Source organism: Streptomyces sp. NPDC002817 (genome assembly GCF_053592055.1).
The window spans coordinates 224,155-242,755 of sequence record NZ_JBSFUY010000011.1 but is presented as its reverse complement, the minus strand read 5'-3'; the positions used below and the strand labels follow the sequence as shown (position 1 = coordinate 242,755).

Below are 18,601 nucleotides of genomic sequence, written 5' to 3'. Positions count from 1 at the left end.
CACCACTGGTCAGACGGCCATCCACCTGGAATTCCGGTGGCCATCAGCCTGGACTCGGCTGGCCGCACATCTGGACTTTGCCACGGCCGCCGTCAGTGCAGGCGATGCCCGCGGAGAGAGAGAAAGCTGGTTCGTCTGAGTCGAATCGGCCGTGGCGTCGCCGCGGCGGTCGTCACCCTGTCGTGGCGGTGACACCTGTGCGGGCTGTCTCCTGGTCACCGCGGGCCCTGACCCGGGCGGGCGCCGTTTCGCGCAGGAACAGCGACATCGTCAAGCTGATTGCGAGGCCGACGATCGCGACGAAGATGATGGACTGGATACCGAAGTGCTGGGCCATGAACCCGCCGATGACCGGAGTGAGCCCGCCGCCGGTGATCTCGCCGATGCCGATCGGCAATCCGGCTGCGGAGGCAACCAGGGCTGGGGGCACGGCCTCGGTGACCACTGGGCCGGCCAGCAGGCACAGGGCGCCGAACTCGCAGATGGCGGCGACGAACAGCAGCGCGTACAGGGCCGGCAGGTTCGCGTCGAGGGTACGGAAGACGACGAGCGTGGCGATGCCGACGACGAAGGACGCGACGAGAACCGGTTTCCGGCCCAGTCGATCGGAGAGCGCGGGCAGCGCGATATATCCGATGAACCCGCCGAATCCGAAGGCTGACAGGACGAGTCCCATGTCAGTGGCGGACAGACCGAGATGGTCGGTGAGGTAGTTCGGCATGAGGGTGATCATGACGAAGACACAGGAGAAGTTGCCGAACAGCATGGCTGTGGCCAGGAGGACATTGCGTTCGGCGAAGACCTTGCGCCAGGCCGGGCGGGTGCCCCTGTACGTCTCAGCGGCCTCGGCACGTGCCCGCTTGCGGCTCGCAACGTTCGTGTGCTCGGGCTCCCGCACGGTTCGGTACAACAGGAAGGCGAGGACGAACCCGGGCAGTGTCACCAGGGTGAAGACCCATCGCCAGCTGGGGACCACGACGAGCAGCTGGGTGGCGATGATCGGGCCGATGCCGAGGCCGAAGAGCGCGAACAGGCTCTGTTGCAGTCCCATGTTGAATCCGCGGCGCGACGGTGTCGAGGACTCGGAGGTGTGCGCGATGCTCGTCGGCGTGTAGGCGCCTTCGAAGAGTCCCATGGCACCGCGTAGCACCAGCAGCATTCCCATGCCGGACGCGGCCCCGGTGAAGCCGCAGACGAGAGAGAACCCGACGACCGCCGGAATGAGGATCTTGCGTCGCCCGATGCGGTCGGAGAGGTTTCCGGCGAAGATCGATGCCAGGCCCCAGCAGATGGCCAGAACGCCGCTGATGACGCCGAGGTCCTGGTAGTTCAGGCCGAGGTCTTTGACCATCGCGGGAAACAGGGGGGCGATGATGTTGCGGTCCAGTCCGACCAGACCGAAGCCGATGGCGAGAAGCACGACGATGCGGACCTCGTAGCGACGCGCGGATCCGGCGGCCGAGGATGCCGGCACTTCGAGGCCGGATTCGGGCTCTACGAACTCCCCTGGACGACTGGTGGGCATTTTCATGAACGTCTCCCTTGGTGAACTTCCTTGAACGCCGGGTGCCGTTTCGGCGGCGGTAAGCCGACAGAAGGCATCGCTGGAGGTCGGCGACTGTCGTTCGCGATACCGAGGACGCACCCGCGCCGGGCCCCGGCGGACTGGTGGGTGGCGGATGGCATTCCCACGAGCGGCTCTCTGCGTGGTGCGCCCCGGCTGCACGGAGTATCAGCACGCGAAAGGGAGATCTCCTGCACGATCGTGCTACCGAAGCTGCACGAAACGCGCGAGATGTCGGGTGGGCAGGATCAGCGGAAGCGGCGCAGCCAGGCGCGGCGGCGCCGAGGCGGGTGCGGGGCACTCGAGTGGGCGCTTCGGCAGGGGAAGCGGGAGGGGGCCGCGCCCCACCAGGAGCACCACAGCACCTCACACGGGGGCCGCGGGCCCAGCCGGGCAGGACTTTGGCCGAGCTGAGCCGGCGCGGATGGCGCCGCCGGGTGTTTCGTGCAGCGGCGGCGGCAGGTCCGTGCAGGAGATCCGGCGGTGGTGCGCCCCATACTTCTTCAGCGGCGACGGTGAACAATCCGGACATCGCCAGGCCGCGCACAATACGAAGAGCCGTATGCGGGAATTCCTCCCCAGTTCGTCCGCACGGGCTGGGTGCCCCGCGCGCCCCTAGGCCGCGGACCGGGCCACGCCCCTGAAGACACTGGCCGACGCACCAAGAGCACAGTGGGCAGGTGGGCAGGGCACGTCTCCGCACCGTCGGTCGCACTGGCGGCCTCTGTCAGGCGCACCACGAGCAGGACCGAGGAGCGGTTGCCAAGCAGGCGAGTCCGCGCCGGGGGCTGGGGCCGAGACCCGAGCGGCAGTAATGATCACTACGCGAACGATGGGCAAGAGCGATGGCCAGACAACTCACGCTGCAGGAAGCAGTGGCGGAGCTGATCCATGACGGGGACACCGTCGCGATGGAAGGCTTCACGCACCTGATCCCGTACGCGGCCGCACACGAGATCATCCGCCAGCGGATCACCGACCTCACTCTCGTCCGGATGACCCCGGATGTGATCTACGACCAGTTGATCGGTGCCGGGCTGGTGCGGAAACTGGTCTTCTCCTGGGGCGGCAACCCCGGAGTGGGCTCGCTGCACCGCTTCCGGGACGCAGTGGAGAACAGCTGGCCGAGACCGCTGGAGCTGGATGAGCACAGCCACGCCGGCATGGCCAACCGCTATGTCGCCGGGGCACAGAAGCTGCCGTTCGCGGCCCTGCGTGGCTACCGCGGCAGTGACCTGCCGAAGCGCACCGACACCGTCTCCACCGTCGTCTGCCCCTTCACCGGCGAGGAACTGGCCGCCGTCGCCGCCCTCAACCCGGATGTCACCGTCATCCACGCCCAGCAGGCCGACCGCAACGGCAACGTCCAGCTGTGGGGCCTGACCGGCGTGCAGAAGGAGGCGGTGCTCGCCGCCAAGCGGTCCCTCGTGACCGTGGAAGAGGTCGTGGACGATCTCGAGCTCCACCCGGGCGGCGTGGTCCTGCCTACCTGGGTGATCGACGTGGTCGCCGTCGTGCCCGGCGGCGCCCACCCCTCGTACGCGGCCGGATACTCGGTGCGCGACAACGACTTCTACCGGGACTGGGACCCGATCTCCCGGAACCGCGAGGCCTTCACCACGTGGCTCGACGAGAACGTGCTCGGCGCCCGGGCGGTCTCCCGATGACCGAGAGCATGGAATTCAGCCGGGACGAGCTGATGGAGGTCAACGCCGCCCGCGCGCTGACCGGGGCGAGGAACTGCTTCGTCGGCATCGGGCTGCCCAGCACGGCCGCCAACCTCGCCCGCGCCACTGTCAACCCCGACCTGGTGCTGATCTACGAGTCGGGCACGATCGGCTCCAAGCCCACCCGGCTGCCTTTGTCCATCGGGGACGGGGAACTCGCCGAGACCGCGGACGCGGTGGTCTCCGTGCCGGAGATGTTCAACTACTGGCTGCAGGGCGGCCGGATCGACGTCGGCTTCCTCGGCGCCGCGCAAATCGACCGCTACGCCAACATCAACACCACGGTCGTCGACCGCGGCCCGGACAAGCCAGAGGCGCGCCTGCCCGGAGCCGGCGGAGCCCCGGAGATCGCCGCCAACTGCGGCAAGGTACTGATGGTGCTGCGCCACAGCACCCGAAGTTTCGTCAAGAAGATCGACTTCATGACAACCCTCGGCCATGGCAGCGGCCCTGGCGACCGGGCCAAGCTCGGCATGCCCGGCGCCGGCCCGGTCGCCGTCATCACCGACCTCGGCATCCTGCGTCCCGACGCAGCCACCGCCGAACTCCACTTGACCGAGGTGCACCCTGGGGTGACTGTCGAGCAGGTTCGTGCCGCTACCGGCTGGGAGCTGAAGAGCGCCGACAAGGTCATCACCACCGAACCCCCGACCCCCGAGGAACTCACCGCTCTGCGAGCGCTGAAGGCCGCCGGAAGGAGCGACGCCGCATGAGCAACGACCGTCTTCGCGACGTCTACATCGTTGACGCCGTCCGTACCCCGGTCGGCAGGTACAACGGCAGCCTCGCCTCCCTGCGCCCGGACGACCTGGCTGCCCACGCCATCCGTGAACTGCTGGCCCGCACACCCGACCTCGACCCGGCCCGGATCGACGACGTCTTCCTCGGTAACGCCAACGGCGCCGGGGAGGAGAACCGCAATGTGGCCCGCATGGCCACACTGCTGGCCGGTCTGCCGGTGACGGTGCCAGGAGTCACAGTCAACCGACTGTGTGCCTCCGGGCTGGAGGCCGTCATCCAAGCCGCGCGAGCCATCGCGCTCGGCGACGCCTCCGTTGCCCTGGCCGGCGGAGTCGAGTCGATGACCCGCGCACCCTACGTCCTGCCCAAGAACGACAGGCCATTCCCGGCCGGGCACGCCGAGCTGTACTCCACAACGCTGGGCTGGCGCATGGTCAACCCGAAGATGCAGCCGCAGTGGACCATCCCGCTGGGTGAGAGCGCGGAGCTGATCGCCGAGAAACACGGCATCACCCGGGAACAGCAGGACGCCTTCGCGCTGGCCAGCCATGAGAAGGCTGCCCAGGCATGGAAGGACGGCCTCTACGATGCGGAGGTCGTACCGGTTCCAGTCCCGCAGCGCAAAGGCGAACCGGTGCTCTTCTCCCGTGACGAGAGCGTGCGGGACAACCCCTCTCTCGATGCCATGGCCAAGCTGAAGCCTTCATTCCGCACTGAGCACGGCACCGTCACCGCAGGCAACGCCTCCCCCCTCAGCGACGGCGCAGCCGCCCTGCTCCTGGTCGACGACGAAGGCCTCAGGGCGTGCGGGCGTCAGCCGCTGGCGCGTATCAGTGCCGCAGCTGTCACCGCCATCGAACCGCAGTACTTCGGCCTCGGCCCCGTCGAAGCAGTGAAGCGGGCCCTGGCCAAGGCCGGCCGCACCTTCACCGATGTGACCACCCTGGAGCTGAACGAGGCATTCGCGGCACAGGTTTTGGGGTGTGTCGCGGAGTGGCCGGAGTTCGACCCCGAAATCCTCAACCCGCGCGGAGGCGCGATCGCGATCGGCCACCCCCTGGGTGCCTCTGGCGCCCGCCTGGTTGGCGGCGTCGCCCACCAGCTTGCCGCAGCGGAATCCGGTACCGGCGTCGCCACGCTGTGCATCGGCGTCGGACAGGGCCTTGCCCTCGTGCTCGAGCGCTGACCCCAACTGCCCCCGTACTTCCTCGCTCACCCCTGTCAGGTCGGCGATCTCGAGGCACACCCGGTGGCTCGGGCGGTTTGAGCGGTCTCCACCGCCGACGGGCTGCCTCTGCTGGCAACGATCAGACTCCTGAAGCCCGCCCGTCACGTGAGCCGATGGGCGGGCTCCACGGTATGGATGGCGTTCTTCCTTGGCATCGGCGTTTCTTTGGCAGCGAATATGGCGGCAGCTCCTACTTTCGCTTGGCGACCGATTCTCGTTGCGGGCCGCCCGCCGGTTGCCCTCTTATTCTCGGGCGAGCTCCTTTCCTTTCATCACCGGCACCGAGAGGCCGACGAGAGCGCGAATCGAGTTCCGACTGCGCGGCGCGATTCCCAGGCGAACGAGACGAGCGCCAGGAGGAGCAGCGAGAGACATCGCGTAAAGACGAGAGCGTTGCCAAGGGCTCTCGGCCCTCACCAGTCTCGCCGCCGAAGGGCGAGACGGCTGCTGAGGAGATCATGTGGGACTACTACCAGCAGGAGAGGGCTGAGGTCCGCACCCCCTGCTGGCGCCGAGCTTGGTCGAGTGGCTGGTACCAACAACTACGGTCGCGCTGTCCTAAAGCTCACCCTCGCCGCGTGATCAACGAAGTGTGGCCACCATCACGGGGGAAAGTCCCGACGGCTTCAAAGTTCCGCGCCTTCTGACTGGCCGGATCAAAGGGCTTCGCCGCGGTGCATTCAGAGGCCAAGGAATTGATGCCGGTCAGTCGCGAAGGATTGAGTGACCAGTGATATCCGAAGCCGCCCGCTAAGTGTCGTACGTCATATAAGGAGAGGGAAATACTCGGAGAGTATTATTCGGTTGGCTTGATCAGTGAACGGGGGTAGTCGGCGCGTCCTTGAGGGACGCGCCCCTGACTGATCAGGAGCCTGCCGTGACCCAATCCGCATCGCCTCAGGACGGCGCGTCCCCCTCGCCGAGAACGGCTGAACAGAAGACCGACCGCGTCGTACCGCTGTGGGAAGCGGCCAAGGCGCGGCGCCTCAGTGGCGCGGCGCACGGTACCGGAGCCTCCCGATGAGCTGCGTCGTCACGTACGTCCCCCGCAACCGTGACACACGGCGTACGCCGGTGTCCGGCCGGACCGCGCAACGAGAGATCCGCATCCCGCTGTGCGCGGCGGGGGGCGTGGTGGCGGTGCTGCTCGTGCATGTCGTCCTCCTCACCTTGTCCGCCCGTTCGGAGGCCTTCGCCGAGGGCGGCTGGACGTTGTCCGCCGCCGGACGTCTCCGCCCTTATGGGGCGTCCGTCGCGGAGTGGGGGGCGGCGTCCGGTCACGCTGCGGCACAGGCACTGACCTGGATCGTTGCCTTCGCCCCAGTGCCCTTGGCGGTGCTGATTCTGCTCTGGCTGGCCCGGCGGGACCAAGGACTCTACGTGCGCCTTGCCACCGCGTTGTTGCTGTCCGGCGCGTCCGGTCTCGGCGTCTTCGCCGCAGTGCGGGGATGGCCGGTGCGCGAGACGTCCCTGATCCGCGACTACTTGGCGCTCCCCGGTATACATGCGGGCTGGTACGTCCTGATGGCATGGGCGGTCGCCACCGCCACCACGAAGATCTGGCCCCGGGCCGGCGTGATGCTGATCGCGCTGTCCGCGGTCGCGGCTGCGGTATCCACCACGGATCGCCCTGTGCTCGCTGCCCTGCCGGCCGCCGTCGGACCGCTCCTGGCGTGGTACGCCACAGGGCGCCTCCCCGGGCGGGAAGAGAGGCAGCCGCGCGGGGCCGTGGACGGCTCGCGTGCCGTGACGCGGCATGGGGTCGCCGCGGAGCGCGTACCGCTGCGGCAGGCGGGCTGACGGCCATGGACGTCGGTGCTCTGATCGAGGCGGCCGGATGGTGGTCGTACATCGTCGTGTTCGCCGTGACGGCTGGCGAGACCAGCGCCTTCATAGGTCTGTTGCTGCCCGGTGAGACCGTCATCCTCGTCGCGTCCGCGATCGCGGGCCGAGGCGATCTCAACCCTGTGCTCCTCGCCGCCTTCGTCGTGGCCGGTGGCATGACCGGCGACAGTCTCGGCTACGCCCTGGGCCATTGGTACGGGCGACGCCCGAACGCCCGACTGGTACGCCGGATCCGGCCCGGCACCCGGATCGGCCAGGCGCATGGATTCCTGACGCGTCATGGCGGGGCGGCGGTCGTCACCGGCCGGTTCATCGGATTCGTACGGACCTTCCTGCCCTTCGTCGCCGGGGCGTCCGGCATGCCGTACCGCCGCTTCTTCGTCTTCAGCACTCTCGCCTCGCTGACCTGGGGCATCGGCAACGTGCTCCTCGGCTACTTCGCCGGCGCCGCCGCCACCGAGTTCCTGCACTCGGCCGGTCTGATCGGCATGGCCGTGCTCGCCGCCCTGGCCGTGGCGCTCTTCGTGGCCGCGCGGATCCTCAAGCGCCGCCGCGGCAGCGCGCGGACGCTGTCTCCCGTGGTGGCGTCCGGTGAGGCCCTTCGGCGCCCCGGACAAGAGCCGGTGCCCGTCCTCTCCACCTCTTCACAGTCGACCTCTTGAAAGGGGCAGTGGCCCATGGGATTCGAGGGTGCGGAACTGGCGGTCGTACCGCTGGACGCCGAACACGCGAAGGACGCGGCCGTCACGGGTGCGAAGGCAGCCAATCTGGCGCGTGCCGCGGTGGCGGGGTTGTCGGTGCTGCCGGGGTTCGTGCTGGTGCCCGCCGATCGGGCGCCCTGGGCGGCCGCCGGGGAGGATGCGGTGCGCTCCGCCTGGCGGGCGCTGGCCGGCCCGGAGGAGCAGGAGCGGCCACTGGTCGTACGCTCCTCCTCCGCGCACGAGGACACCGAGGACTCCTCCATGGCGGGGCGGTTCGAGTCGTTGCTGGACGTGCGGGGCTGGGAGGAGTTCGCCATCGCGGTGCAGGTCGTCCTCGACTCCGCCGGACGGGTCAGGCCGCTGCGCCCACCGGGGGAGATCCCGGACGATGACGGAATGGCGGTGCTGGTGCAGCCGATGCTTGCATCCGCTGTCGGCGGCGTGATGTTCGGCGCAGACCCCGTCGAGGGCCGCACCGACCGGATCCTCATCAGCGCGGTGCCCGGCGGACCGCACCAACTCGTCGACGGCAGCACCCAGGGCGTGCGCTACCAACTGACCCGCCTGGCCCGCCTGGTGCGCACCGAACCGGCCGAAGCACGTGGCCACCGGCTCCTGTCCCATCGACACCGGGTGAAGCTGGTGGAACTGGCCAAGAAGACCGAGCGGGCGTTCGACGGTCCCCAGGACATGGAGTTCGGCTTCGACGCCGACGGGAAGCTGTGGCTCTTCCAGGCCCGGCCCATCACCGCGATGCCCACCCGACCGCCGCGCGGCGCACGCCTGTTGGGCCCCGGTCCGGTCGCCGAGACTCTGCCCGGGGTGCTCCAGCCGCTGGAGGAGGACCTGTGGGTCGCCCCGATGTCCCACGGCCTCACCCTCGCCCTCGACATCGCCGGGGCGGCACCGCGGCGTCGGCTGCGCAGACTTCCGCTGGTGACCACCGTGGAGGGACGGGCCGCCGCCGATCTACGGCTGCTGGGCGCCGTACCGTCCGCTCATCCGGTCCTGGACTTCATCAACCCGGCGCCGGGTGCACGGCGTGCGTCAGCGGCCTGGCGCACGGGCCGGCTGCGCTCGGCACTGCCGCTGCTGGCGATCGACCTCATGGCGGACACGGACCGGCAGCTGGCCGACTTCCCCCCACCCCGGGAGATGCTCAGCGGTCAGCTGCTGGACGCCATCGCCTGGGGTCGACAGGTCCTGTCCTCCCTGCACGCCCAGGAGTCCCTGGCGGGTGCGCTGCTCGGCGCGGGCACCGGTGTCACGGCAGCGGGGGAGGCGCTCGCTGAACTGGCGGAGGGCCGTAGGCGGGGCTTGAGTGACGAGCAGCTCATGGAACGCCACCCTGTTCTGCTGGCCCTGCTGCCTCCGACCCTCGGCGACCGTCCGCCGCTGCCCGGACAGATCGGGTGGACCACGGCGCCGCGGGGCGTGGGCGCCCTGCCTGTGCGGGAAGGGCTGCGGCTACGCATCCGCTGGGTGCAGGAGATGCAGGCGCAGATGGTGCGGGAGCTCGCGCAGCGACTCGACGCCGGTGAGTGCGAGCTCGGGCTGTCCCGTCCGGTGCTGTTGCGCTGGGCGGAACTGGTCAGGGCGGCGGACGGCAAAGGACTGCCGGCCGACCTCGCCGAGCGGCTGCCCCGGCCGGACACCGGTCCGCTGCCCGCCGTCTTCCGCCTGGCCGAGGGCCGTCCCGTGCCCCAACTCCCGCCCGGACACCGGGCCTCGGGAGAGGGGCAGGGGGCCGGCAGCGGCTTTGGCACAGGTACGGCCTGGGACGGCCACGGCGCACGCCCCGACCGTCCCGTGCTGGTCGTCCGCTCTCTCGACCCCGCCCTGGCCCCTCTGCTGCCGGGCCTCGCCGGGCTCGTCGCGGAGACTGGCAGCGCCCTGTCCCACCTCGCCGTGCTGGCCCGCGAATACCGGGTGCCCACCGCGGTGGGCGTGCCCGGAGCGGTCGACCGCTTCCCCTCCGGAACGCCTCTGACCGTGGACGGCGGGACAGGAGAGGTGACCGTGGGCGACACCCTCGGCGTGGCGTTGGAACCCGCTTCGATACGTGAGGAGTCGGCGGCATGAAGGCCATCAGACTGGTCGGCTACACCTTTGGCGGTCTGTCGGCCGTTTACGCCGGCTACTACACCGTGCTCTACCTGACCCGCTGGGAATGGCAGCGAGCCCTGATCTCCGCGGCCCTGCTCATCGTCGTCGAGGTCTTCCTCGCCACCGTCCTGCTGCTCACCCGCCTGACCCGCCTGGAGGATCGGCTGGAGCAGGCCGACGCCCGCATCGAGGAGGTGCGCAAGCGCCTCGAACAGACCCGTGACCCGGTGCCGAACCGCTTCAACTGGCTTGCCGCCGTCGACCGTACGGAGCTGAACGGCACCCACCGCACGTTCGTCTTCGTTCCCGTGCTCATGGTGGCCGGCGCGGCCCTGTCCGGGCTTGCCCTGGTCATCCAGAAGGTGGCCGGAGCCACCGCGCGGCCGGGCGCCGAGCGGTGGCTGGCCGGACGCCTGACGGCGCTGACCGCCCCGCCGATCACCGCGACCGTCCCCTTGGAGAACCGCCCGGCCGTACCGCCGGCCCGCACCGGCCGGAAGGCGCTCGCCGTCGCGACGGCCGTCGGAGGCCTGCTCCTGGTGCCCCTGCTGTGGTCCGCCCTGGCGGACGCGACCCAGACCCGGCCCGAACCGGCCCCCGGCGTGGGGAGCACCACCATGGTCTTCCGGGTCGAGACCCACGGCGACCAGAGCCCCCAGGCCGTCCAGCTCGCCGCGACCGACCTCTGGGAGACCTGCCGCCGATCCACCGCCGCCCAGAACGACAACGCGCAGCTGGACCACATGCGGGACGGTGTCTACGCCGGTGTCATCCGTCCCGCCCTGCCGCCGCACGACGTGATGCGCCTGCGTGGCTGCCTCCAGGATGCCAACACCAATCGCACCAGCGCCGTCGTCCTGGGCGAGGGACAGGCCGAACAGCGGAGCTGAACATCTGTCATTCCTGAAGGGGCGGTGTACGTCAAGCGCCCCGTTTCCGGCTGTTATGCGAGGTTCTGGGCAGGTGGTCAGCCCGCCGCCGGGGAGACGGTGACGGCGGGTGTCTGGAGTGGTTTGCCGGGGATGCGGTTGTGGTGTCGTTGTTCTCCAGCCCTTGACGGGGTGACGGCGGTCACGTCCCGCGAGGTGGTGCAAGCGATCATGCGCTCCGCCCTCCGGTGCCTGGCTCGCGACGATCTCCCCGTCGGCGCGTCACGCGAAGTGCCCGGTCAGACGCCGGGAGTGCCCCAGCCGGTCGAAGTGCCCGGCGTGACCTGCGAGTTCCGGTCCGTTGATCGGCTGCACCACCCGGCGGGATGCCATCGTGACGGCAGGGCCGTGCTCGGCTGTCGGTCATTCCTTCGCCGCGTGGGGCCGCATGGAGCGGTGCGACGTGCGGCAGGCGGGGGCAATCAAGACCGCGACCGCGCCGTGCAGGGGGTCAGACAATTGCCCGACCGCGCGCCTGCAGCGCCCGAACCAGCCGTAGGTGGCCTTCAGTACCACGTCCGGGTGGCTTCCGGCCTGCTCGATCTGCAGGCCTGGGGCAACTGGGTCGTTGAGGATGCGTGCCGCGCTCAGCTGGATACCGTCGTCTGTCTGACGCACGATCACCGACCGTTTGCGGTACAGGTCGACATCGACGTATCGGTGTCCTTCGTACTCGCTCACCATGGGCCCCTCCTGCGCCGTGCCACAGTGGCCACCTGGGGCTTGCCCAGGACCTCCACGGGGACGGGGCCGCGCCCCTTCATCGCATCAAGAGTTGTGGTTCGGGTGACGCTTGATCAGGCAGTAGTGGATTCCGAACCTTCGACCAGGACGCCGGTCTCGAACTTGGCGCCCCCGCGGACCAGGGCGACGAGACGCGCTCCGGTGGCCGCGTGCCAGCGGGCCTGGGCGGATTCGACGAACTTGAACACCACCGCGAGGGCGGCGATCGCCCTCGTGAAGAGCACGCCGTACGGACTGGCCGCCGGTCTGCGGACGACCGGCCTGAGCCGTGCCCACCGGGTCGCCCCACGCCTTGAGGCCGGCACCGCATGGGTCAACGACTGGGCCATGCGGGACCCCGCCATGCCCTTCGGCGGCGTCAAGCAGTCCGGCCACGGGGGGGGAATCCGGCCCGGAGGCACTGGAGGCGTACACCAAGACCAAGTCGGTCGTCGTCCCCCTCGCGTGAGCGGCTCCGGGCGCTGCCACCGCCACATCGAGCATCACGGCAGCGACTGCGCCGTCAGGGCCGGACAGCCGCGTTGGAAGCGGCGGTGCCACGGCCCGGCAGACCCCCGCACACGCCGAGGCGGACTTCACGTCGACACCCCGTCAGGTCAGCGGGAAGAACGTTCCCGGGTCTGTGGGTTGTCAGGCCGTGGCCGCGTGCATTTCCCACATCAGCACCTCGGCGCCGTCGGGGCCCGCGGTGATGCGCTGGCCCTCCGCGCCGGTGATGCGGACCGCGTCACCGGTGGCCAGGGGGCCTGTCCCCTCCAGCTCGGCGCTGCCGCGGGCGAGGAAGAGGTGGGTGAAGGGGGCGGTGACGATCGGGAGGGTCTCACCGGGGCGGATGCGGCCGACGTGCAGGGCGGCGTGCTTCTGCCGGATGCCGATGGCGCGCTGATTGTTGTGCTCGGGCATGCCGGAGGCGAGGGTCGTCCAGCCCCCGCGGGCGAGTTCGTCGTTGATGTCGAGCTGCTCGTAGCCGGGCTTGATGCCAGCCTCGTCGGGGACGACCCACATCTGGATGAAGTGGACGGGGTCCTGGTGGGCGGGCTCGCCGGTGAGGGTCCAGGAGTCGTTCTTCTCGCTGTGGAGGATGCCGGCGCCGGCGCTCATCCGCTGGGCGAGGCCCGGGTAGATCACCCCGTTGTGGCCTGTCGAGTCCTGGTGGACCAGACCGCCGTCGAGCACCCAGGTGATGATCTCCATGTCGCGGTGGGAGTGGGTGTCGAAGCCGGTGCCCGGCGCGACGACGTCGTCATTGGAGACCAGCAGCAGTCCGAAGTGGGTGTTCTTGGGATCCCAGTGGTGGGAGAACGAGAAGGAGTGGTGGGAGTCGAGCCAGCCGGCGCGGGTGTGGAAACGTTCGCCGGCGCGGTGGATGTCGAGGGCGGAGGCCATGGCGTTGTCCTTGTCGTCGGTGGGGGCGGGCCATCAGACCGCACGCATAGTTGAACGTTATACCAATCTGCGGGCGCGGTTATTCCCGCACCGCCGGAGCCGTGGGTGCCCGAGGTGGTTTACGGTTCAACCAGTATGGTTTACGGTTCAACCACCACCCGATGAGTGTTCCGCACTAGGGCGAAAGCTGTCATGGGCATCTTCAACCGACATCGCGCACAAGACACCAAACGAACGGAGACCACAGCTGTGAGCACCCCCGTCAAGCTCGCCGTCATCTACTACTCCTCCACCGGCACGGTCGCCACGATCGCCAAGGAGATCGCCGAGGCCGCGGAGAAGGCCGGCGCCGAGGTCCGCCTGCGCAAGGCCGCCGAGCTGGCCCCCCAGGCCGCGATCGACTCCAACCCCGCCTGGGCCGCCAACGCCACCGCCACCGCCGACATCTCCGTTGCGACGCCCGACGACTTGGAGTGGGCCGACGCGGTGATCTTCGGTTCCCCCACCCGCTTCGGCAACGTCGCCTCGCAGCTCAAGCAGTTCATCGACACCCTCGGCGGCCTGTGGGCCCAGGGCAAGCTGGCCGACAAGGTGTACAGCGGCTTCACCTCAACTGCCACCGCCCACGGCGGCCAGGAATCCACCCTCCTCGCGCTGTACAACTCCGTCCACCACTTCGGCGGCATCGTCGTGGCCCCCGGCTACACCGACCCTGCCAAGTTCGCCGACGGCAACCCGTACGGCACCTCTCACATCGACGCCCAGGGCAACAACCCGGTCGACGACACCACCCGCAACGCCGCCCGCGTCCAGGCCGAGCGCGTCGTCAAGATCGCTTCCGGCCTCAAGGCCGGCCTCGCCGCCGCCTGAGCCGGCCGCTTCTCCGGAAGCGCCCCAAGATCCGGTCCGTCGGCCGCACAAGGGGGTGCGGCCGACGGCCGTCACGGATCCCACAGATCCTCGCTCCGTCGGCAGACGGACGCCCGCCCGCCCTTTACCTGGCGTACATGCGGGTACTCCACCGCGAACCGCGCGTCGGACCCCATCCCCGGGTTCACGCCTGAGCGGGCACCGGGCGCCCGTGCTCACCGCTGCCCCGCCCGCGTGTCTGCACCGGCGCACGCAAGTGGGGTGCTGTGTGAGCACATCCTGCAGGAGCTCATCGGGGCGGAGGTGGCCGAGGCCATCGGTGCCGCCCCGGGCGGGCACTCCGACCGGCGCACGATCTGTCGCAACGGACATGGTGTCCGACTGCTGACCACGAAGGCCGGCGACCTCGATCTGAACATCCCGGAGGGGTGTTCTTCCTCGTGCTGCTGGAGCGTCGGCGGCGGGCTGATCGGGCAGTGTTCGGCACGCCAGGGAAAAGTTCCAGCCAGGGAACTACATCTGAGGTTCCCCCGTCATGCGGGAGGTGCTGATCAGCTGGTCAGCAGAGGTTGACGGGTGTTCAGATTCGTTGGTTCGGCCGTCGCCTGCTCGGCGTAGTACTTCTCCTCGAACTCGATCGGGCTGAGGAAGCCGAGCCGTTCCTGGATGCGGCGGGAGTTATAGAAGCCGTCGATATATTCGAAGAGCGCGAGGTTCGCCTCGGCCCTCGTGGTGAAGGTGCGGCCACGGAGGCCCTCGGTTTGATGAGCATCCAGAGGTTCTCCGCGAGGGCGTTGTCGTACGAGTCCCCGACGGACCCCATGGATGCTTCAACTCCCGCTCGTAGCAGCCGGGTTGTGAGCTTGATGGATGTGTACTGACAGCCGTGGTCGGCGTGATGGATGAGCTTGCCGGGCTCGACCTCACGGGACGCGAGCGCGTACTCCAGGGTGGTCAGGACCAGGTCGGCGTCCGCGCGGGCAGAGGTCTCCCACGCGACCACCCGGCGGGAGAAGGCGTCCCGGATCGCAGAGAGCCACAACGGTCCCTCGCCGGTGGAGATCATCGTCAGGTCGGTGACCCACAACCGGTTCGGCGCCGGTGCGGTGAAGTCCCGGTTGATCAGGTCCGGGGCGAGCGTGGCCGTGGGATCGCGGCGCGTGAAGCCCTTCCGCCGCGGGCTGATCCCTGCGATGTCGGCCTCGCGCATCAGCCGCTCGACCCGCTTGCGGCCCACGCGCGTGCCCTCGCGTCTGAGGACGGCGTGCACGCGCGGCGAGCCGTAATTGCCGCCGGACTCCGCGTGGATCTCCTTGATCCGCTCGGTCAGTTCGACGTCGCGGCGCCGCCGTTGGCACGGTTCCTTCTCCGCGCGGCGCCAGCGGTAGTAGGTGGAGGAGGGGATGTGCAGTTCCCGCAGGACGCACTCGACTCCCAGACGGGGATGCTCGTCAACGAGCGCCGTCACCTGGGCCGGGTCGGGTCGAGCTGCGCCGCGAAAAAAGCCGAGGCCGTCCGCAGCACGTCGTTGGCCCGCTTGAGCTGGGCGTTCTCCTTGCGCAGGGCTACGAGCTCGGCCCGCTCGTCGGTGGTGAGACGGTCGTCGCGCTCGCCGCCATCGGCCTCGGCCTGCCGGATCCAGCCGCGCAGGGCCTCGGGATGCACACCGAGATCGACGGCCAGCTTCTTGATCTGCGGCTTCGGGTCGGAGGTCCGGTACATCCGCACCGCACGCTCACGCAACTCCAGCGAGTACTTTCTGGGGGCGGCCATGGTCGATGTTCCTCTCATGAGAACCATCTGACCCTCTGTCAACACACTCCGCATCTCGGGGGAACCTCAATCCGATCGCGCGATCCGGGTTGGCCACGACCAGGAACAGTTGGCTGAGCCAGTTCCGGAGCCTGGACACGGACCAGAAGATGCAGCCAGTGTTGTCCGCGCGTCGCCGGATTGCCCGCTGTGTGACGTCGCGACGGGATGGGGAGCCGGCAGAGGAAACTCACTTTGAGTCGTGGAACTGGCAGTCCGTCCTCAGCCGACCGGAGCGATCAAGGCTTCCGTTGACACTTTGGTCCCAGAAGCAGCGGGGTACGGGCCTGCGGCCTGTGGACATGCGCCAGATATCGGCCGCCACGTGGTCTCTGCCTTCGGCCACATCGAGAGACCGCAGCGTATTCACCTAGTCTGTACGGGAGTTGGAGCGAAGGACCACGACACGGGAGTCGTCCGGAGCCACGGTGAACATGCGGGGTACGCCGAGGGTGAACCGCTGGATCCGGATGCGCCGTTGGTGAAGGAGCAAGACCGGGTCGTCATCCCCGGACCGTATTGGCCATGCGCCTCCTTGTGAGGCTGTGCGCCGATCGATGCGCGCGTACGGATAGTCATGATCGCTAGCGCATGGTGGGTGCGAACGGGCAAAGAACAAGGCCCTCAGTGCGATCGGCTTCCCAACCAACAACGCGCTGAAGGCACAACCCCAGGCGAACCCGGAAGGTGATGCGGATGACCGTACCTCAGTGTGGGCATGCCCCGACGGGGGCTGGGCACATAGCGCGAGCGAGTGGCACAGGGGCGTGATCATCGTGACCGTCACGGTGATTGTGACGGTGTGCGCCGGGCTGAGCCCCGAATGGATCACGGCTGCCGCAGCCCTGCTCGCGGTTTTGGCTGCGCCTGACCGGCGGTAGGCACTGCGGAGCGCCCCGCCGGCGTTGCGGGGCACTCCGCCGTCTGCCTCACCGGGCGATCAGCACGCAGCCCTGATGACCAGGGAATCCCCGCCGGAGCGGCGGCTCGGCCTGGGCATTCACGAGATCGCTGACAGAACCGTGATTTGGGCTGGTGCCGGTCCGTCCCGTACGAGTGCCCGCGCCGGCGCTGGTCCGTGCTGTCCCTGGTAGACCGCATAGAAGCCCGAACGTCCTGTACACAACCGCAGCCCGTACGACGCGGCCGACGAACGATCGTCCGTGGCCGATCCGTACGGAGCCGAGGGTCCAGAACGGATCTTGAACAGGATGTACACCAAGGCCAGCACGACGAGCACGTTCACGAGGCTGTCGCGTGCCGAGCCGAAGAGGCCGGTGTTCTCGGGGGGCAGGAACACGCGGATCGCGACGATCAGGGTCATCGACTGCGCGACTTGGATCGCCAACAGTCCAGCGAAGGTCTTCCACCACCAGCGGGCCACGCCCTCTGAAAGCACACGTGGCCCCGGGCGCGTGGTCACCGGGTACCGGTACGCGGCGTGAGGTGTGGCGACGCGTATTCGAGCCCACGACTTTCCGCCTTTGCGATGCACCGCATCTGACGCCGCGAGCTGATACTCAAAGATCACCCGGACAGGGCCGGGGTTCGGGAGAAGCCCCGTTCATGACTCCGTGCTGTTGGCCTCTCTCAGCACGCGCATCGCATTGGCGAGTTCTTTGGCTCGCTTCTCCCCCAGGGGCGCCAGAACGCGTTCCCTCAGGATGTCGGCACAGGCTGCGCGGGCACGTTCGGCAAGCCTGCGCCCCTTGGCGGTCAGGGTGACATAGGTCACCCTCCGATCGGTCTCGCACGGCTCACGTTTGATCAGCCCGGCCGCTACGAGCCGATCGGCGACTTTGGTGAACCCCCCACTGGACAGCGCTACCTCCCGGGCCAGCTGGGTCATCGGCTTCCGGCACCCTTGGGTGCGGACTAGGCGCAGGAGGATGTCGAAGGACGCGGGCGTAAGAGCGAAACGTTCGGCGATTTCATTCATGAGCTTGCCATTGGTCACAAGGTAGCCCTCGATGACCAACCCCCACCACGTCACTATCTCGTCGTCGTCCACCGCCGCGCGTGCGGCCTCCGGATCGTGCTGGACGTTGCTGGACATCCTCGCTCGCTCTCCGCTGACTGTGCCTTGCCGGGTTCAGCGTACCCAATGTCTCACGCGAGAGTATTTAGCTAGCGAAACCAAAACGTGGTCGTCGTTGCGTATGGGCACTTCCGGTCGCGACAGCCACTCGCGGGAGCGGCCGTGCACCAGCCGTCGGCTGCGCCATCACGCTGAGACCGGCCTCGATGCCTCGTCTCGCATGGGGCGCCGACACGTTGGGGCTGGGCACGATGCACACTTCCCTTTCGGATCATCCAGGGCACGAGAGAAGTGCGGATTGGGTTCTTCTGCAGCGAGTTGGGAGTGCCGGTCGCGTTGGGTATCCCGACGAAGGCCTTCCTGTGGTCTTTGTCGCAGGTGGTCGGTGCCGCCTCCCAGTCGCGGGCCTCGGACGTCGATCACGCTCGGCGTGCGGTTCAAGGGCTGCGATTACTTTGATGCCTGGGTGACCGGACAGGTCAGCGGCATCGTCCACGTGTACTCCCTGCTCCACCGCGACCAAGCATCTGAGATCGAGGTCCGCGAACGGCTGGGCAATTCGGGCCCTTGGGTGTAGGGCCGCACCAGGCGCGGCCCTGCGGCGGAGAGCGTTCGGGGTCAATGGGGTCAATGTCCGGGCACCCCGTGCGGCGCCAAGCACCCCTGGGGGCGGTCGGGCCTCCTCGTGGCATCCGTGTTCGGCGTCGGAATCCATGTCGGCAGGTACCTCTCACCTCGATCCATGATCGTCAAAAATTAAATCTCTTGTGTGGAAATATCTCGCTCGCAAGAGGTATTGATGATGTGCACAGGCCGGGTCGGAACCAACCGCCCGGCAGCGTCAAGGGAGGTCGTCATGTCAGCGGCCACCAATCGACTGTGGGGTCTGTTCGACAAGGCCCGGAACGCG

At 68.6% G+C, this 18,601-nt stretch carries 16 protein-coding genes and 3 pseudogenes; 10 read left to right on the top strand and 9 right to left on the bottom strand.

Annotation, left to right across the window (positions count from 1 at the left end):
- Positions 1–172: 172 nt before the first annotated feature.
- A complete protein-coding gene (locus tag ACWD3I_RS22875; protein ID WP_365411316.1) occupies positions 173–1,531 on the bottom strand; it encodes an MFS transporter in 1,359 nt (452 codons plus the stop codon).
- Positions 1,532–2,409: 878 nt separating this feature from the next.
- On the opposite strand from ACWD3I_RS22875, the gene ACWD3I_RS22870 reads away from it, so the two are divergent.
- The 7 genes from ACWD3I_RS22870 (at position 2,410) to ACWD3I_RS22840 (ending at position 10,802) form a co-directional block, all read left to right on the top strand.
- Positions 2,410–3,231 carry a CoA transferase subunit A gene (locus tag ACWD3I_RS22870; RefSeq protein WP_365411313.1) on the top strand — a complete coding sequence of 274 codons (822 nt, stop codon included), beginning with the start codon at positions 2,410–2,412 and terminating at the stop codon, positions 3,229–3,231.
- Positions 3,228–4,004, top strand: coding sequence for a CoA-transferase subunit beta (locus ACWD3I_RS22865; RefSeq protein ID WP_451084150.1), 777 nt, complete (start codon positions 3,228–3,230; stop codon positions 4,002–4,004). The genes ACWD3I_RS22870 and ACWD3I_RS22865 overlap by 4 nt, the downstream gene beginning before the upstream one ends.
- Positions 4,001–5,218: a thiolase family protein gene (locus ACWD3I_RS22860; protein ID WP_365411310.1), complete on the top strand. Its 1,218-nt coding sequence runs from the start codon at positions 4,001–4,003 to the stop codon at positions 5,216–5,218. The genes ACWD3I_RS22865 and ACWD3I_RS22860 overlap by 4 nt, the downstream gene beginning before the upstream one ends.
- Before the next feature lie 1,062 nt (positions 5,219–6,280).
- Positions 6,281–7,060: a hypothetical protein gene (locus tag ACWD3I_RS22855; RefSeq protein WP_365411307.1), complete on the top strand. Its 780-nt coding sequence runs from the start codon at positions 6,281–6,283 to the stop codon at positions 7,058–7,060.
- Positions 7,061–7,065: 5 nt separating this feature from the next.
- On the top strand, positions 7,066–7,767 hold the full coding sequence (locus tag ACWD3I_RS22850; RefSeq protein WP_365411304.1) for a DedA family protein: 702 nt from the start codon (positions 7,066–7,068) through the stop codon (positions 7,765–7,767).
- Positions 7,768–7,782: 15 nt separating this feature from the next.
- Complete coding sequence (locus ACWD3I_RS22845) at positions 7,783–9,888, top strand: PEP/pyruvate-binding domain-containing protein (protein WP_365411301.1); 2,106 nt, start codon at positions 7,783–7,785, stop codon at positions 9,886–9,888.
- Positions 9,885–10,802, top strand: a complete 918-nt coding sequence (locus tag ACWD3I_RS22840) for a hypothetical protein (RefSeq protein ID WP_365411298.1) — start codon at positions 9,885–9,887, stop codon at positions 10,800–10,802. The genes ACWD3I_RS22845 and ACWD3I_RS22840 overlap by 4 nt, the downstream gene beginning before the upstream one ends.
- A 402-nt stretch (positions 10,803–11,204) precedes the next feature.
- Here the strand turns inward: ACWD3I_RS22840 and ACWD3I_RS22835 are convergent, their stop codons facing one another.
- Both ACWD3I_RS22835 and ACWD3I_RS22830 read right to left on the bottom strand, forming a co-directional pair.
- The gene (locus ACWD3I_RS22835; RefSeq protein ID WP_365411295.1) at positions 11,205–11,525 is read right to left on the bottom strand and encodes a hypothetical protein; all 321 of its coding nucleotides are present in this window, start codon (positions 11,523–11,525) and stop codon (positions 11,205–11,207) included.
- A 113-nt stretch (positions 11,526–11,638) separates the two neighbouring features.
- Positions 11,639–11,854 (bottom strand): annotated as a pseudogene (locus tag ACWD3I_RS22830) (hypothetical protein); the annotation flags it as partial.
- On the opposite strand from ACWD3I_RS22830, the pseudogene ACWD3I_RS22825 reads away from it, so the two are divergent.
- Positions 11,787–12,033: pseudogene (locus tag ACWD3I_RS22825) on the top strand (aldehyde dehydrogenase family protein); the annotation flags it as partial. The pseudogenes ACWD3I_RS22830 and ACWD3I_RS22825 overlap by 68 nt on opposite strands.
- 182 nt (positions 12,034–12,215) lie before the next feature.
- On the opposite strand, the gene ACWD3I_RS22820 reads toward ACWD3I_RS22825, so the two are convergent.
- Positions 12,216–12,971 carry a pirin family protein gene (locus tag ACWD3I_RS22820; protein ID WP_365411289.1) on the bottom strand — a complete coding sequence of 252 codons (756 nt, stop codon included), beginning with the start codon at positions 12,969–12,971 and terminating at the stop codon, positions 12,216–12,218.
- A gap of 249 nt (positions 12,972–13,220) precedes the next feature.
- Here ACWD3I_RS22820 and wrbA point away from each other — a divergent pair, with 249 nt between their 5' ends.
- The gene (gene wrbA / locus ACWD3I_RS22815) at positions 13,221–13,841 is read left to right on the top strand and encodes an NAD(P)H:quinone oxidoreductase (RefSeq protein ID WP_365411286.1); all 621 of its coding nucleotides are present in this window, start codon (positions 13,221–13,223) and stop codon (positions 13,839–13,841) included.
- Between the two features lie 234 nt (positions 13,842–14,075).
- Positions 14,076–14,414, top strand: coding sequence for a transposase (locus ACWD3I_RS22810; protein ID WP_365411283.1), 339 nt, complete (start codon positions 14,076–14,078; stop codon positions 14,412–14,414).
- Here ACWD3I_RS22810 and ACWD3I_RS22805 read toward each other — a convergent pair.
- The 5 genes and pseudogenes from ACWD3I_RS22805 to ACWD3I_RS22785 all read right to left on the bottom strand — a co-directional run bounded on the left by ACWD3I_RS22805 (position 14,393) and on the right by ACWD3I_RS22785 (position 17,709).
- A complete protein-coding gene (locus tag ACWD3I_RS22805; protein ID WP_365411322.1) occupies positions 14,393–14,617 on the bottom strand; it encodes an IS3 family transposase in 225 nt (74 codons plus the stop codon). The two genes, ACWD3I_RS22810 and ACWD3I_RS22805, sit on opposite strands and share 22 nt — an antisense overlap.
- 41 nt (positions 14,618–14,658) lie before the next feature.
- Positions 14,659–15,309 (bottom strand): annotated as a pseudogene (locus tag ACWD3I_RS22800) (IS3 family transposase); the annotation flags it as partial.
- Positions 15,306–15,614 carry a transposase gene (locus ACWD3I_RS22795; RefSeq protein WP_365411280.1) on the bottom strand — a complete coding sequence of 103 codons (309 nt, stop codon included), beginning with the start codon at positions 15,612–15,614 and terminating at the stop codon, positions 15,306–15,308. The gene ACWD3I_RS22795 and the pseudogene ACWD3I_RS22800, both read right to left, overlap by 4 nt.
- Positions 15,615–16,653: 1,039 nt before the next feature.
- On the bottom strand, positions 16,654–17,001 hold the full coding sequence (locus ACWD3I_RS22790) for a hypothetical protein (protein WP_451084149.1): 348 nt from the start codon (positions 16,999–17,001) through the stop codon (positions 16,654–16,656).
- A gap of 216 nt (positions 17,002–17,217) precedes the next feature.
- Positions 17,218–17,709: a MarR family winged helix-turn-helix transcriptional regulator gene (locus ACWD3I_RS22785; RefSeq protein ID WP_365411274.1), complete on the bottom strand. Its 492-nt coding sequence runs from the start codon at positions 17,707–17,709 to the stop codon at positions 17,218–17,220.
- Positions 17,710–18,601 lie beyond the last annotated feature (892 nt).